The organism is Xanthomonas sp. NCPPB 3761, from assembly GCF_041475705.2.
GTDB lineage: Bacteria > Pseudomonadota > Gammaproteobacteria > Xanthomonadales > Xanthomonadaceae > Xanthomonas > Xanthomonas phaseoli.
The window spans coordinates 4,000,314-4,015,167 of the sequence record NZ_CM191262.1 but is presented as its reverse complement, the minus strand read 5'-3'; the positions used below and the strand labels follow the sequence as shown (position 1 = coordinate 4,015,167).

Here is a 14,854-nt window from a genome sequence, read left to right as displayed (position 1 = left end):
AGTGAGTCAAAGGTGGGGGAGAATGGTAGATCAGCCGCGCAGCAAGGCGGAAATTTCCTGCGTACGCGTTTCCAGCAGTGCGGCATCGCCGCGCGTTTCCACGTTCAGGCGCAGCAGCGGCTCGGTGTTGGAGCTCCGCAGGTTGAAACGCCATTGGCCAAAATCGGCGCTGATGCCGTCGGTGTAATCCAGCTTCGGCGACAACGCGGCGTAGTGCTCCATCACGCGGGCAACCGAGGCCTTGGCATCGGCCACCTTGAAGTTGATCTCGCCGCTGCACGGGAATTTCTGCATGCGCGCTTCGACCAGATCGGCCAGCGAACGGCCCGACTGTGACACCAGCTCGGCGATCAGCAGCCACGGAATCATGCCGGAGTCTGCGTAGGCGAACTCGCGGAAATAGTGGTGTGCGCTCATCTCGCCGCCGTAGACGGCATTTTCGCTGCGCATCTTTTCCTTGATGAAGGCGTGGCCGCTCTTGCACAGCACCGGAATGCCGCCGGCTTCTTCGACCTGCTCGACCGTGTTCCAGGTCAGGCGCGGGTCGTGCACGACCTTGCCGCCCGGCTGCTTGGCAAGGATGGCTTGCGCGAGCAGTCCGACCAGGTAATAGCCTTCGATGAAGCGTCCGGTGTGATCGAAGAAGAAACACCGATCGAAGTCGCCGTCCCACGCGATGCCGAAATCGGCGCCGCTGTCCTTGACTGCCTTGGCGGTAGCGTCGCGGTTTTCCGGCAGCAGCGGGTTGGGGATGCCGTTGGGGAAATTGCCATCGGGCTCATGGAATACGCGCACGAACTCGAACGGCAGGTGCGGCGCAAGCAGATCGACGATCAGACCGGCGCCGCCATTGCCCGCGTTGACCACCAGCTTGAGCGGTTTGAGCGTGCTGCGGTCCACGTAGCTGAGCAGGTGCTCCAGGTACGCGGTCTTGTCGGTGCGGCTCTGCTCATTGGCGGTGGGCTCGCCGGGCGCGGCGGTATCGGCCGCGACCGTGTCGCGGATGGCGAACAGGCCGGTATCCGAGCTGATGGGTCGCGCTTGCTCGCGGACCAGCTTCATCCCGTTGTAGTCCATCGGGTTGTGACTGGCGGTCACCATTACGCCGCCGGCGGCCTTGAGGTAATCGGTCTGGAAATAGACTTCCTCGGTGCCGCACAGGCCGATGTCGATCACTTCACTGCCACTGGCGCGCAGGCCGGCCGACAGCGCTTCCTGCAGCGCCGGACTGGCCAGGCGCACGTCGTGGCCCAGGACCACCGGCCCTTGATCCAGTTGCGCCGCCAGCGCCACGCCGATGCGGCGGGCCAAGTCCTCGTTGAGTTCATCCGGCACACGGCCGCGAATGTCGTAGGCCTTGAAGGCGGTTAGCGTCATGGGCAAATCCTGAAGTGGGGGACGCACGAGTTTAGCGGCTGCGCCGTGTCTTGGGTGTGGCGGAATTGCGACCGGGGACAGGGAACAGTCAGCGGATAGAATGGGCGCTTCACATCAGCGAGGTGAGGGCGGTGATGCGCAGTGACGGACGCGGTGCGGCAAGCGGCAAACGCTATGCCGATGCCAAGGCAGCACTGGACGGGGTACTGGCCAATGGTCAGACCCTGGCGGTGGGCGGCTTTGGGTTGTGTGGAATCCCGGAGGCATTGATTGCAGCCGTGCGCGACAGCGGGATCGGAGGGTTGACCGTGATCTCGAACAACGCCGGCGTCGACGGATTCGGGCTTGGTCAATTATTGGCCACCCGGCAGATCCGCAAGATGATTTCGTCCTATGTGGGCGAAAACAAGGAATTCGAACGCCAATACCTGGCTGGCGAACTCGAGCTGGAGTTCAATCCCCAAGGCACCCTGGCTGAGCGTTTGCGTGCCGGTGGCGCCGGCATTCCAGCGTTTTACACCGCCACCGGTTACGGCACGATCGTGGCCGAGGGCAAGGAAACGCGCGAATTCGACGGCAAGCATTACGTGCTGGAAACCGCGTTGCAGGCCGACGTGGCGCTGGTCAAGGCATGGCGCGCCGATACCGCCGGCAACCTGGTATTTCGCAAGACCGCGCGCAATTTCAATCCCGCCTGCGCCATGGCCGGACGCGTGTGCATCGCCGAGGTCGAGGAGATCGTGGCGCTTGGCGTTATCGATCCGGATCAGGTGCATCTGCCCGGCATTTACGTGGACCGCCTGGTGCTCAACGCCACGCCGGAAAAACGCATCGAACAGCGCACCGTGCGCGAAGGACAGCAGTGATGGCCTGGACCAGAGACCAGATGGCCGCACGCGCGGCACGCGAACTGACCGATGGCGCCTACGTCAACCTGGGCATCGGCTTGCCGACGCTCGTCGCCAACCACATCCCCGACGGTATGGATGTGTGGCTGCAGTCGGAAAATGGCCTGCTTGGCATCGGCCCGTTTCCGACCGAAGACGAAGTGGATGCAGACCTGATCAATGCAGGCAAGCAGACCGTGACCGCCCGCGCCGGTGCCAGCTATTTCGGGAGCCACGATTCGTTCGCGATGATCCGTGGCGGCCACATCGACCTGGCGATTCTCGGCGCGATGCAGGTCACTGACCGTGGCGATCTGGCCAACTGGATGGTTCCAGGCAAGATGGTCAAGGGCATGGGCGGTGCAATGGATCTGGTGGCCGGCGTCAAGCGTGTGGTGGTGTTGATGGAGCACGTCGCCAAGGACGGAAGCCACAAGATCTTGCGCGAATGCGACCTGCCACTGACCGGCGTCGGCGTGGTGGACCGCATCATTACCGATCTGGCGGTGTTCGATGTCACTGCAGATGGATTGGTGCTGGTGGAGGCGGCAGAGGGAGTGGAGTTGGATGAGCTGCGCAACAAAACCGGCGTTGCATTCATTGCCGCATAAACGACCAGGGGCCTGTCAGGCCCCTGGCATTTAGAGATTCTGGTAGTTCGGACCCGAACCACCCTCCGGCGTGACCCAGGTGATGATTTCGTACGGATCTTTGATGTCGCAGGTCTTGCAGTGCACGCAGTTGGCCGCGTTGATCTGCAGGCGCTTGCCGGAGGGGCTGGCGGTGTCTGCGACCATTTCGTAGACGTTGGCCGGGCAGAAGCGCGTGCAGGGGTTGTCGTATTCGGTGACACAGCGGGTGGCGCACACATCGGTGTCCAGCACCTTCAGATGCACCGGCTGGTCTTCATCGTGCTCGGTGGCGGCGAAATAGACAGCTTGCAGGCGATCGCGCGGGGCCAGGTCGCGGGTGACGTAGTCGCGCTTGGGTTGTTCGTACTCGCCGAGCTTGTGCAGCGCCGACCAGTCGGGCTTGTTCTTCAGCGTCCACGGCGAGGCGCCCTTGAGCGCGGTTTCCCAAGCCGCGTTGAGCAGGCCGAACCACAGGCCCTTCTTGAAGCCAGGTTTGATGTTGCGGACTTGCTTCAGCTCGGCCATGACCTCGGATGCGCGCAATTTGGCATCGAAGCCCTGCGGCGCCAGCTGCGATTGCACCAGGTGTTCGGCGGCCAGCATGCCGCTGCGAATGGCCTGGTGGGTGCCTTTGATCTTGGGCACGTTGAGCAGGCCGGCGGTGTCGCCAATGAGCAAGGCGCCGGGCATGTCCACCTTCGGCAGCGATTGCCAACCGCCACTGACCAGTGCGCGGGCACCGGCGGACAAAATGCTGCCACCTTCCAGCAGCGGCTTGATCATGGGATGGTTCTTCCATTGCTGGAAGGCTTCCCACGGCTGGTAGGTCGGGTCGCTGTAGTCCAGCCCGCTCACATAACCGAGTGCAATCTGATTGTTGTCCAGGTGATACACAAAGCTGCCGCCGTAGGTGCGGTTGTCGGCTGGCCAGCCGATGGTGTGCACGATCTTGCCGGGCGTGACGCGGCCTTCCGGGACCTGCCACAGCTCCTTGATTCCGATCGAATAGCCTTGCGGGTCGCTGTCGGCGGTGAGGTCGAAGCGCTTCAACAATCGCTTGGTCAGGTGACCACGCGCGCCCTCGGCAAGCACGGTGACCTTGGCGCGGATGTCGATGCCGGCGGTGTAGCCGGGCTTGTGCGTGCCGTCTTTTGCAATGCCCATGTCGCCAATGCGCACGCCCACCACCTGGCCGCTGTCGTCGTGCAGCGTTTCGGCGGCGGCGAAGCCGGGGTAGATTTCCACGCCCAGCGCTTCGGCCTGCGGCGCCAGCCAGGCGCACATCGCGCCCAGGCTGACGATGAAATTGCCATGGTTACGCATGCCGGGCGGAACCACCGGGAACTTGCGTGCGCGGTCCTTGTCGAGGAACCAGAATTCGTCGTCGGTGGCCGCCACGCAGATCGGCGGCGGATTGTCGCGCCAGCCAGGCAGCAAGGCATCCAGCGGGCCGGGCTCGATCACCGCGCCGGACAGGATATGCGCGCCGATGGTGCTCGATTTTTCGATCACGCAGACGCTGATGTTCGGATCGAGCTGCTTGAGCCGGATCGCAAACGACAGCCCGGCCGGACCGGCACCGACGGTGACGACGTCGTATTCCATGACGTCACGCTCGACCGCCTCTGACGCGTGTGCGCCCACTCCCGCTTCCGACATTGCTCCGCTCCCGTTGGCTCGATGGCTGTTGCGCATTTTCCGGGATTGCATGTGACGGCGGCAAATCGGCGCGATTCATCCGCTGCCGACGGTGTGGTGCGGGCACGCGTGCTAGCGTCTGGCCGATGAAGATCGAGGTGGCATTGCCGGGGGCGCAGATCCGCTGGCAGCGAGGATGGCTGGACGCGGCGCAGGCCGATGCACTGCTGCAGACCCTGCTGGCGCAGGTGCGGTGGGAAGTGCACCGCATCCGCATGTTCGGGCGGGTGGTGGATTCGCCACGCCTGAGCAGCTGGATCGGCGATGCGGATGCCAGCTACCGCTATTCCGGCACGCGGTTCGCGCCACAGCCGTGGCTGGATGCATTGCAGCCGGCGCGTGCGCGACTGCAGGCCGAGACCGGGCACCCATTCAACAGCGTGCTGGTCAATCGCTACCGAAGTGGCAGCGATGCGATGGGCTGGCACAGCGACGACGAGCCTGAGCTGGGCGCGCAGCCGTTGATTGCCTCGGTGAGCCTGGGTGCCACGCGGCGCTTTGCGTTCAAGCATCGCGACGATGCGGCGCTGAAGCAGACGCTGGAATTGGGGCACGGCGATTTGCTCGTAATGAGCGGCGATACCCAGCGCTACTACAAGCATGCCCTGCCACGCACGGCGCGGCCGGTGGGGGAACGGATCAATCTGACCTTTCGGCACATTGCGTCGGCTGGGGTAGGTTGAGGCTGGGCAAGCTTGCCGAGGGACGGTGTTTGCCCTCATCCGGCGCTACGCGCCACCTTCTCCCGCGTGCGGGAGAAGGGAGGTCGGCGGATCCCGTCGATTGCAGAGTGCTGGATCTGATGCCGTGAGATACGTTCCGGCTGCAGGGAGACGGATGGGATTACGGCATGCTCGGCAGACGGTGTTTCCCCTCATCCGGCGCTGCGCGCCACCTTCTCCCGCGTGCGGGAGAAGGGAGGTCGGCGGATCCCGTCGATTGCGGGGTGCTGGATCTGATGCCGGTGAGATACGTTCCGGCTGCAGGGAGACGCATGGGGCTACGGCATGCTCGGCAGACGGTGTTTGCCCTCATCCGGCGCTGCGCGCCACCTTCTCCCGCGTGCGGGAGAAGGGAGGCCGGCGGATCCCGTCGATTGCAGAGTGCTGGGTCTGATGCCGGGTGAGATACGTTCCGGCTAAAGGGAGACGCGTCGGCTTAAGGTGAACGCGGCAGCGCCGCGCTGTCCTGCTGCCCGGTGGTCAGCGTCCAGCCGACCAGCTCGGTGGTCACCTGGGTCAGTGCCTGCTCGAAAGCGACCGCGACGGCGGCGATTTCGGTGCCGTTGGAGGGCCGTGCGACCAGGAAGGTGCGCGAGGCGACCACGCGTTGGTCGGCCGAGTGCAGCAGCTTGGCGTTGAGTTCGATCGTGGCCGAGGGCAGCGACTGGCCGGCGTAATCGGATTCGAAGCGGCGCAGGTCGATCGCCAGTTTGTAATCGGAGCGGATGCCGGTACCGATATGGGCTACCGCGGCGATCTTGCCGGAGTCCTCGAACGCACGCACCACGCTGTCTTCCAGCATGTCGGTGGCCGGCTGTGCCCAACCCGCGCCGTGGTAGACCTGCAGTTCGCCAGGGGTCGGGCGCACATTGATGCGCGGGCTGTCGATGACGCGTGCGGCGCTGGGCTTGGCCACCACCAGCTGCCAGGTCACCTGCGGCCAGGTGGGATTGGGCGTCACGCGTACGGTGGGGGCGTAGATGGTGGCCGGTTTCTTGTCGCCGCCGGCCAGGACCGAGCAGCCGCCCAGCGCCAGCAACGACACGCACAACAGGGGACGCAACAGGCGCATGGCAGTCATTTCGGTTCGAACTCCTTGGGTGCGTCGCGGCCGAGCAGGTAGCGCGCAGGGTTGTTGTCCAGCTTGTCGCTGACCCGGCGCAGGTCGCGGATCAGGCCACGCAATTCGGTCAGGGTGGGGCCGAGCTGGCCCAGCCCATCGTTGGCAAAACTATTGATGGCCGCGCGGTTCTCGCCAAGGATGTTGTCGGCATTGCCGGCCGCCGAATCCAGCTTGACCAGGGTGGCATCGAGCTTTTCCAGGATGCCGGGCAGCTGCTGCACCAGGTTCTGGTCCAGCCGTTTGATGGTGCCGTTGGTGGTGGTCAGGGTGGTGTCCAGATTGCGCGCGGCATCGCGTGCGCTGACGATCAGCGCCTGCATGCCCTCGTCGCGATCGGCGATGCCGCCACTGATCTTTTCCAGATTCTGCAGCGTGGCCGAAATGCTGGCCACGTTCTTGTCCGAGAGCATCTGGTCCATGCGCTCGACGATGCGATTGGCGGTGTCGGTGATGTTCTGCAGCGCCGAGGGCGTGGTCTGGATGATCGGCGCATCGCTCTTGTCGATGGTGGTCAGCGACGGCGCCTCGGGCGTGCCGCCGGAGAGCTGGATGATCGATGGGCCGGTGAGGCTGGTAATGGCCAGCTTGGCGCGGGTGTCGCTCTTGATCGGTGTGGTCGAATTGACTCGCACATGCGCAACCACCTGCCGCGGGTCGTTCGGCGCCAGGGTCAGCTCGGTGATCGAGCCGACCGCGATGCCGTTGTATTGCACCGGGCTGCCCACCGACAGGCCGGTCACCGCCTCGCGGAACACCACCCGGTATTGCTGCCAGGTGCGGTCGGAGGAGTACTTGGCGGCCCACAGCCCGAACAGCAGCAGGGCCAGGCCGGCCACGATGGTGAAGGCGCCGATCAGGACGTAATTGGCTTTGGTTTCCATGCTCAGGCGGTCTCGGTGGAGTCGGTCTTGGCCGCGCGCGCGGCGCGGGCGCGCGGACCGTGGAAATAGTCCTGGATCCAGGGGTGATCGATCTGCTCGACCTCGGCCAGCGGCGCGTTGGCGATCACCTTGCGATCGGCCAGCACCGCGATGCGGTCGCAGATGGCGTACAGCGTATCCAGGTCATGGGTGATCAGGAACACGGTCAGGCCCAACGCCTGCTGCAGGGTGCGGATCAGGCGGTCGAAGGCGGCCGCGCCGATCGGGTCCAGCCCGGCGGTGGGTTCGTCCAGGAACAGCAACGGTGGATCCAGCGCCAGCGCACGTGCCAGGCCGGCACGCTTGCGCATACCGCCGGACAATTGCGAGGGCAGCTTGTCCAGCGCATCGGCAGGCAGGCCGGCCAGCTTGATCTTCAGCAGCGCCAGTTCGAAATACCAGCGCTCGGGAAACTCGCCATGGTGTTCCTTCAGTGGCACCTGCACGTTTTCGCCCACGCTCATCGACGAAAACAGCGCCCCGTCCTGGAACAGCACGCCGGTATTACGGGTGATGTGCTGGCGGTCGGCGAACCGGCCCGAGCGCGCGTCCGCGCCCAGCACCTGGATGCTGCCGGCGTCGGGTTCGCGCAGGCCCAGGATGCTGCGCATCAGCACCGACTTGCCGGTGCCCGAGCCGCCGACCACGCCGAGGATCTCGCCGCGACGCACATCCAGATCCAGGTCTTCGTGCACCGTCTGGCTACCGAAACGGTTGGTGAGTCCGCGCACGGAAATCGCCAGCTGGTCGTCGTCGGCCTCTGGGACGGGATTGGGAACTTGGGATTCGGGATTGGTCACGGCACAGCTCTCCGAAATGTCAGGCTGCCAGCGGCGCTTGTGCCTTGCACGAATCCCGAATCCCGAATGTCGAATCCCGGCTCCATCACCACCCCATCTTCATGAACCACAACGCCGCAATCGCGTCGAGGATGATGACCAGGGAAATCGTCTGCACCACCGAGGAGGTGGTACGTTCGCCCACCGATTGCGCGGTGCCGCTGACCTTCAGCCCTTCCAGGCAGCCGATCAGGCCGATCACCAGCGCAAACAGCGGCGCCTTCGAGAGCCCGACCAGGAAATGCCGCAACTGGATGGTGTCGTGCATGCGCGCCAGATACATCTGCGGTGGAATATCCAGGTCGAATGCGCCCACGGTGACGCCACCGGCCAGGCCGGCGATCATCGCGATGAAGGTCAGCAGCGGCAGGGTGAAGACCAGCGCGAGCAGGCGCGGGATCACCAGCAGGTCGATCGGGTCCAGGCCCAGGGTGCGGATCGCGTCCACTTCCTCGCGCGATTTCATCGCACCGATCTGCGCGGTGAAGGCGCTGGCGGTGCGGCCTGCCAGCACAATTGCCGTCAGCAGCACCGCGAATTCGCGCAGGAAGGCGATGGACACCAACTCCACCACATAAATTTCCGCACCGAAGTCGCGCAGGATGGTCGAGCCCAGGAAGGCGATCACCGCGCCCACCAGATACGACAGCAGTACCACCAGCGGCACCGCGTCCAGGCCCACCTGCTCCATGTGATGCACGGTGGAGGTCAGCCGGAAGCGCCGCGGCTCGTGGATCAGCCGCATGATCTTGACCAGGTTTTCGCCCAGAAAACTGTTCAACTCCAGGATGTCCTGGCCGACGCGGTGGGTGGCCCGACCCAGGCGGTCGAGCGCGGCGACGAAGCCGTAATCGCGTTTGGGCTTGGGGCGCTCGTCGTTGAGTTCCTCGATGGTGCACACCAGTGCCTGGTGCTCATCGCGAAAATCGATCGCGTCTTCCTTCAGGCCCATGCGGCCGGCAAAGCGCAGCAGCTGCAGTACGCCGGCCGAATCCAGCTGCTGGATGCCGCGCGCGTCGATGCGGCGCACCCCCTCGGGTACGGCCTGCAGCAATTCTGCCTGGGGCAGGGCGGTCGCCAGGACCCAACTGCCAGCGAGGCGGACCTGTGCCTGATCCTGCGAGTCTTGTTCGATGCGTGGAGGTTGCGGTTTGATCATGGGTGGCCTGTCCGTGGCGCCAGCATACAGGGCCAATGTGAGCGACGGATGGGGACGCAACCGCAGCGGTGTGCCGATGGCCGTCAATCAGGGCGCCGGCCACGCGCGCTGCGGCATACACTGGCGGCCTCGCCGGACACGGCGTTTCTCCGATCCGACCCGCCACGCATGTCCGCTGCCACCGTTGTCCTCCCGTCCGCCAGCGCCACCTACGCCCAGCGCGTCGCCTTCGTGTCCGAAATCGCCGGGCGCCTGCATTCCTATGGCACCACCGCGCAACGGCTGGAAGCAGCGGTGGTGGGGTTGTCGCAGAAGCTGGGCCTGGACTGCGAGCCCTGGTCCAACCCCACCGGCATCATCCTGAGCTTCAGCGACCCGACCAAGGCGATCGGCTCCAGCGATATCACGCGGGTGATCCGCCTGGCCCCGGGCGAGAACGATCTGTACAAGCTCAGCGTGGCCGACTATGTGGCCGACAGCGTGGCCAACGGCCGCATGAGCATCGCGCAAGGACACACCGCCTTGCGCCGGCTGGACCGCGAGGTGGACCGGCGCGGCAAGACCCTGCAGGTGCTGGCGTTCGGGCTGGCCGCCGCCGGCGTGGCCGGGCTGTGGAAGCTGCCATGGCTGGATATCGCCACGGCCGGGGCGATCGGCATGTCGATCGGCCTGCTCACCCAGTACACCGACAAGCGCGCTGCCAGCAAGGAAGCCGGCGAGGCGCTGGCCGGCCTGCTGGCCGGGGTGGTGGCGGCGCTGGTGGCCTCCCTGCTGGGGCCCTTGAACCTCAATACGGTGATCATCGCCTCGCTGGTGGTGCTGCTGCCAGGCATGTCATTGACCAATGCGTTCAACGAGCTGGCCAGCCAGCACTGGGTCTCCGGCACGGCGCGTCTGGCCGGCGCGGTCACCACGGTGCTCAAGCTGACCGTGGGTGCGGTCATTGCGGTGACGCTGACCCAGCTGGTTGGCCTGCAACCCCAGGTGGCCGCGTTGCGGCCACAGGCCGGCTGGGTGGAATGGGCCTCGTTGGTGGTGGCCGCTTATGCGTTTGCGGTGCTGTTCAAAGCCAATCGACGTGATTATTTATGGATCATGGCGGCGGCTATGTCAGGTTATGTCATTGCGCGTTATGCAGGACATGCCTGGGGCGGCCCGGCCGGTGTATTCGCCTCGGCAATGGCATTGACCGCCGCGGGAAATTTATTCGGGCGCGTGGTGCACAAGCCCGGTGCGCTGATCCGGTTGCCCGGCATCATCATGCTGGTTCCCGGGAGCGTCAGTTTGCGTGGCTTTCTGACCTTGGTGCAGCAACAGGATGTCAGCGTCGGACAAGCCGCACTCTTGGCAGTGACAAATATTGTCATGGCATTGATGGCCGGATTGCTGTTTGGCAATCTGCTCATTCCTGCCCGCAAGAATTTATAAGGGCAAACACCCTGCAATAAAAACGCCGGCATGGCCGGCGCTCTTATTGGTTCGAATCAGGCAGCCTTGGACTTCTTGGCGGCGCGCTTGGTGACGGCCTTGCGCGGCGAGGCCTTCTTTGCGGTTGCTTTTTTCGCGCCGCCGACCTTGCTGATCAGGAAGTCTTCCACCTTCTTGCCGGCGGCGGTCAACTCGGCCAGCCAGCGCGGCTGCTTGCCACGGCCGGTCCAGGTTTCCTGGGCGTTGGCGGGGTTGCGATACTTCGGCGGCACCTTGCCCAGCTTGCGGCCGGCACGCGGACCCGGCTTGCCGGTACCCGCCGGACGGCCCGGGCCGGCACTGGCAGAAGCGCCAAACAATTCTTCGATGGAATAACCCTGGGCTTTTGCAGCGCGGACCAGCTGCGTGCGGACCTTGGCGATCGGCGCGCGCTTGGCAACCACGGTCTGCTGCTTCTTTGCATTTTTGATCAGGGCGCTCAACTGCTTGGCCGACAGGCCACTAAGATCGATCGACATCACTGCTCCAAAAGATGAGAGAAAAAGAATGCCGGTCCATGGCAGCGGTGGCCATCATAAAGTGAGAAAACCGGTGTGACAAATGCGCCGAAATAATTCGGCGCTTTGTGTTCATCCATTTGAAGCCGATACCCGGGGTTTGATCAATGCCCCAGGCGGGAGAATAACCCGGCTTTATCCAGGCTTTCCGCTGCATCGGCGGTACGGGCGCGATATTCAAAAGTGCCAGCCGCCAATCCACGTTCCGAGACCACCACCCGATGCGGAATGCCCAGCAGTTCCATATCGGCGAACATCGCGCCCGGGCGCAGTCCGCGGTCGTCCAGGGCGGCATCCAGGCCGGCGGCAAGCAATTCGTCCAGCAAGGCCTGGGCGGCGGCGAGCACCTGCGGGTCCTGCTTGGGATTGATCACGCAGACCACCACCTGCCACGGCGCCATCGGCGCGGGCCAGATGATGCCGGCATCGTCATGGTTCTGTTCGATCGCCGCGGCCACGATGCGCGAAATGCCGATGCCGTAGCAGCCCATCTTCATCACCGCCGCCTTGCCGCCTTCGTCGATGACCGTGGCTTGCAGCGCCTGCGCATACTGGCTGCCAAGCTGGAACACATGGCCCACCTCGATGCCGCGAGCCAGGCGCAGTTCGCCGCCATCGGCCGCGCGTTCGCCTTCGACCACGTTGCGCACATCGGCCACGGTCTGCGGTTCGGGCAGATCGCGGCCCCAGTTGACGCCGACCAGGTGCGCGCCGGACACGTTCGCGCCGACCACGAAATCGGCCAGGGCGGCGACATCGCGGTCGGCTACCACGCGTACCGGGCGCGCGGTGTCGACCGGGCCCAGGAAGCCCGGCTCGCAGCCGAGGTGGTCGCGGATCTCGCTTTCGTTGGCAAGGCGGTAATCGGCCAGCCCGGGCACCTTGGCCAGCTTGATCTCGTTGACCGCGTGATCGCCACGCACCAGTACCAGCACGAAGCCGGCCTGGGTCATCACCGCCACCGACTTGACGGTGCGCTGCAGCGCGATGCCGAGCAACTGGGCCACGTCTTCGCACGTCTTCTGGGTGGGCGTTGCCACCTGCTGCATCGCCTCGCTGGCCGCGGCGCGTGGGGCCGGCGGTGCCGCACTGGCGGTTTCCACGTTGGCTGCGTAATCGGAGCCAGTGGAGAACGCCAGCGAGTCTTCGCCGGAGTCGGCGATGACGTGGAATTCCTGCGATGCGTCCCCGCCGATGGCGCCCGAATCGGCCTGCACGGCGCGGAAATCCAGTCCCAGTCGGGTGAAGATGCGCGTGTAGGCGGCACGCATGTTGTCGTATTCGCGTGCCATGTCCTCGTCGGTGAGATGGAACGAGTACGCGTCCTTCATCAGGAACTCGCGCGCACGCATCACCCCGAAGCGCGGGCGGATCTCATCGCGGAATTTGGTCTGGATCTGATAGAAATTCAGCGGCAGCTGCTTGTAGCTGTTGATTTCCTGGCGCGCGAATTCGGCCGCGGCCTCTTCGGCGGTGGGGCTGTAGCAGAACTCCTGTTCCTTGCGGTCCTTGATCTTGAGCAGCTGCCCGCCGAACTTTTCCCAACGCCCGGTGGCGTCCCACAGCTCGCGCGGCTGGATGGTGGGAAACAGCACTTCCACTGCGCCGGCGCGGTTCATCTCTTCGCGCACGATGGCTTCGACCTTGCGCAACACGCGCAGGCCCAGCGGCGACCAGGTATACAGCCCGGAGGCCAGCTTGCGGATCATGCCCGCGCGCAGCATCAGACGGTGGCTGACCAGCTCGGCGTCGGCCGGGGTTTCCTTGGTGGTGTGCAGGTGGAACTGGGAAAGACGCATCGGGCTTCGCTTGGGCGGAAAGCCGCTAGTTTGCCAGTCTCGCGCCCTGCCGGTCACCGCTAGGCGCGCCTTGCCGGGTGTCGCCGGCCAGGTAGGCCGCTGGGCAGCGGCGCTCAGGTGGCTGGCCCGCGGTCGCGAATGCGTCGCCAGGGGAAGGGGAATGCGCTGAAATTTGGGCTGGACGAGTGGCCGATGCCAACCTGGGCAGCTTGAGGGCAGCTTGACAGCCGTGCGAGTCGTCGGCTCTCGTTTCTAGCCGGCGCGACTCCAAGCGGTTCGAGGCGCCTACTGCCGGCATATCAGCGGGTGAGCGCGACAGAGGCCGGCGGCATGACACGCTACGTGCACGTCATCCCGCAGGCCGGCAGGCGCCTGCCGCTGCGCAGTGCCCCGATCCCGCTCAGGTGGCCGGGCCGCCCGGGGCGGCCGGCTTGCAATAGGCCTTGACGGCGGCGTCGGCCAGGTTCCTCTGGGTCGCACGGGCATCCTGGTCCAGGACGGCGCCAGGCTTGCCATCGGCGCCGGCCGCCATGGAGACCTCTCCCTTGCCGCTGAGCAGTTCCAGATTGCGGCGCGCGGTGAGGCAGTCGGCCGATTCGGGCGCTGCCGTCTCTGCTGCAGCAATGGCGGCGGTGCCGTTGCGCGCGTCGATTCGGCGCGCTTCATAGCGCTGGCCGGTCGGTGGAGGGGTTTCGGTGTAGTGGGTCACGCCCTTGGCGTCCTTCCACTTATAAAGATCGGTCGCGCCGGCGGCGGCGCTGACCAGCATCAACAGGGCGCAAAGCCCGGACGACAGCTGCATGTGGCTTCCCCTGGATGATTCCCGCTGCGATTGCAGCATCCGCAGCGGGCGCTGGCAAGTGATGGGCGCGCAAGGTGCTGAACCAGCAGGCGCGCTACCGCCGGACAGACCTCAGGCCCTACACTTGGCGGATGGATGAGATGAGACCGCCCCCACGCTCGCGCACGATTTACCTGCTGCCGAACCTGTTCACCACTGCCGGGCTGTTTTCCGGTTTCTACGCCATCATCGCCGCCGCCAATGGGCAGTTCGTCCAGGCCGCCATGGCGGTGTTCGTGGCCGCGGTGATGGACGGGCTGGATGGCAGGGTGGCGCGTCTGACCAATACCAGCAGCGAATTCGGTGTGCAGTACGACTCGCTGGCCGATCTGGTCAGCTTCGGCATGGCGCCCGCGCTGGTGATGTACCACTGGTCGCTGTCGGCGCTGAAGTACGACAGCAGCGTGATGGGCCGGGTCGGTTGGTCGGCTGCCTTTTTGTATGCGGCCTGCGCGGCGCTGCGGCTGGCGCGCTTCAACACCCAGGTCGGCGTGGTCGACAAGCGCTGGTTCATCGGCTTGGCCAGCCCGGCGGCGGCTGGATTGATGATGTCCTTCGTTTGGGCCTTCGCCGACGACAGCCTGGGCTTCGATGGCGAGCAGCTGCGCTATGTGGCGCTGGCGGTCACGGTGGTGTCGGCGTTGCTGATGGTCAGCCGAATCCGCTTCTGGAGCTTCAAGGGCGGCGCGCGCGGCCCGCGTGCCGACCGCGTGCCGTTCCTGGCGCTGGCGATCGCCACGGTGGTGATTGCGCTGTTGGTGATCGATCTGGCGCGCTCGTTGCTGGTGATCGGCGTGCTGTACGCCTTGTCGGGTCCGTTGATGTGGCTGTGGCGACGCTGGCGGCGCGTGCCCGAGCTGCCATGAGCCGGT

General features: G+C 65.2%; 14 protein-coding genes. 5 read left to right on the top strand and 9 right to left on the bottom strand.

Annotated elements, in window-relative coordinates:
- Window positions 1-30 precede the first annotated feature (30 nt).
- Window positions 31-1,377, bottom strand: a complete 1,347-nt coding sequence (locus ACCQ00_RS17385) for a phosphohexomutase domain-containing protein (RefSeq protein ID WP_039573127.1) — start codon at window positions 1,375-1,377, stop codon at window positions 31-33.
- A 134-nt stretch (window positions 1,378-1,511) separates the two neighbouring features.
- On the opposite strand from ACCQ00_RS17385, the gene ACCQ00_RS17380 reads away from it, so the two are divergent.
- Both ACCQ00_RS17380 and ACCQ00_RS17375 read left to right on the top strand, forming a co-directional pair.
- Window positions 1,512-2,243: a CoA transferase subunit A gene (locus tag ACCQ00_RS17380; protein WP_017158865.1), complete on the top strand. Its 732-nt coding sequence runs from the start codon at window positions 1,512-1,514 to the stop codon at window positions 2,241-2,243.
- Complete coding sequence (locus tag ACCQ00_RS17375; protein ID WP_039573129.1) at window positions 2,243-2,875, top strand: CoA transferase subunit B; 633 nt, start codon at window positions 2,243-2,245, stop codon at window positions 2,873-2,875. The genes ACCQ00_RS17380 and ACCQ00_RS17375 overlap by 1 nt, the downstream gene beginning before the upstream one ends.
- Before the next feature lie 30 nt (window positions 2,876-2,905).
- Here ACCQ00_RS17375 and ACCQ00_RS17370 read toward each other — a convergent pair whose 3' ends face one another.
- A complete protein-coding gene (locus ACCQ00_RS17370) occupies window positions 2,906-4,555 on the bottom strand; it encodes an electron transfer flavoprotein-ubiquinone oxidoreductase (protein ID WP_039573131.1) in 1,650 nt (549 codons plus the stop codon).
- 125 nt (window positions 4,556-4,680) lie between these two features.
- Between ACCQ00_RS17370 and ACCQ00_RS17365 the strand changes: the two genes are divergently transcribed.
- A complete protein-coding gene (locus ACCQ00_RS17365) occupies window positions 4,681-5,277 on the top strand; it encodes an alpha-ketoglutarate-dependent dioxygenase AlkB family protein (protein WP_372353993.1) in 597 nt (198 codons plus the stop codon).
- A gap of 475 nt (window positions 5,278-5,752) precedes the next feature.
- Here ACCQ00_RS17365 and ACCQ00_RS17360 read toward each other — a convergent pair whose 3' ends face one another.
- The 4 genes from ACCQ00_RS17360 to ACCQ00_RS17345 all read right to left on the bottom strand — a co-directional run bounded on the left by ACCQ00_RS17360 (window position 5,753) and on the right by ACCQ00_RS17345 (window position 9,357).
- Window positions 5,753-6,397, bottom strand: a complete 645-nt coding sequence (locus ACCQ00_RS17360) for an ABC-type transport auxiliary lipoprotein family protein (RefSeq protein WP_039573134.1) — start codon at window positions 6,395-6,397, stop codon at window positions 5,753-5,755.
- Window positions 6,394-7,320 (bottom strand): MlaD family protein, encoded by a 927-nt coding sequence (locus tag ACCQ00_RS17355; RefSeq protein ID WP_039573137.1) that lies wholly within the window; start codon window positions 7,318-7,320, stop codon window positions 6,394-6,396. Before ACCQ00_RS17355 ends, ACCQ00_RS17360 begins: the two co-directional genes overlap by 4 nt.
- Before the next feature lie 2 nt (window positions 7,321-7,322).
- Window positions 7,323-8,159 (bottom strand): ABC transporter ATP-binding protein, encoded by an 837-nt coding sequence (locus ACCQ00_RS17350; protein WP_039583366.1) that lies wholly within the window; start codon window positions 8,157-8,159, stop codon window positions 7,323-7,325.
- An 85-nt stretch (window positions 8,160-8,244) separates the two neighbouring features.
- Window positions 8,245-9,357, bottom strand: coding sequence for an MlaE family ABC transporter permease (locus ACCQ00_RS17345; RefSeq protein ID WP_007962042.1), 1,113 nt, complete (start codon window positions 9,355-9,357; stop codon window positions 8,245-8,247).
- 168 nt (window positions 9,358-9,525) lie between these two features.
- Between ACCQ00_RS17345 and ACCQ00_RS17340 the strand changes: the two genes are divergently transcribed.
- Window positions 9,526-10,785, top strand: coding sequence for a threonine/serine exporter family protein (locus ACCQ00_RS17340; RefSeq protein ID WP_007962040.1), 1,260 nt, complete (start codon window positions 9,526-9,528; stop codon window positions 10,783-10,785).
- A gap of 56 nt (window positions 10,786-10,841) precedes the next feature.
- On the opposite strand, the gene ACCQ00_RS17335 is transcribed toward ACCQ00_RS17340, so the two are convergent.
- From ACCQ00_RS17335 to ACCQ00_RS17325, 3 genes are all read right to left on the bottom strand, one after another.
- Complete coding sequence (locus ACCQ00_RS17335) at window positions 10,842-11,303, bottom strand: H-NS histone family protein (protein WP_007970417.1); 462 nt, start codon at window positions 11,301-11,303, stop codon at window positions 10,842-10,844.
- 143 nt (window positions 11,304-11,446) lie between these two features.
- Window positions 11,447-13,141 carry a proline--tRNA ligase gene (locus ACCQ00_RS17330; protein WP_039573143.1) on the bottom strand — a complete coding sequence of 565 codons (1,695 nt, stop codon included), beginning with the start codon at window positions 13,139-13,141 and terminating at the stop codon, window positions 11,447-11,449.
- Window positions 13,142-13,541: 400 nt separating this feature from the next.
- The gene (locus ACCQ00_RS17325) at window positions 13,542-13,943 is read right to left on the bottom strand and encodes a DUF4124 domain-containing protein (RefSeq protein WP_007964196.1); all 402 of its coding nucleotides are present in this window, start codon (window positions 13,941-13,943) and stop codon (window positions 13,542-13,544) included.
- Window positions 13,944-14,074: 131 nt separating this feature from the next.
- Between ACCQ00_RS17325 and pssA the strand changes: the two genes are divergently transcribed.
- Window positions 14,075-14,848: a CDP-diacylglycerol--serine O-phosphatidyltransferase gene (pssA, locus tag ACCQ00_RS17320; protein ID WP_005913472.1), complete on the top strand. Its 774-nt coding sequence runs from the start codon at window positions 14,075-14,077 to the stop codon at window positions 14,846-14,848.
- Window positions 14,849-14,854 lie beyond the last annotated feature (6 nt).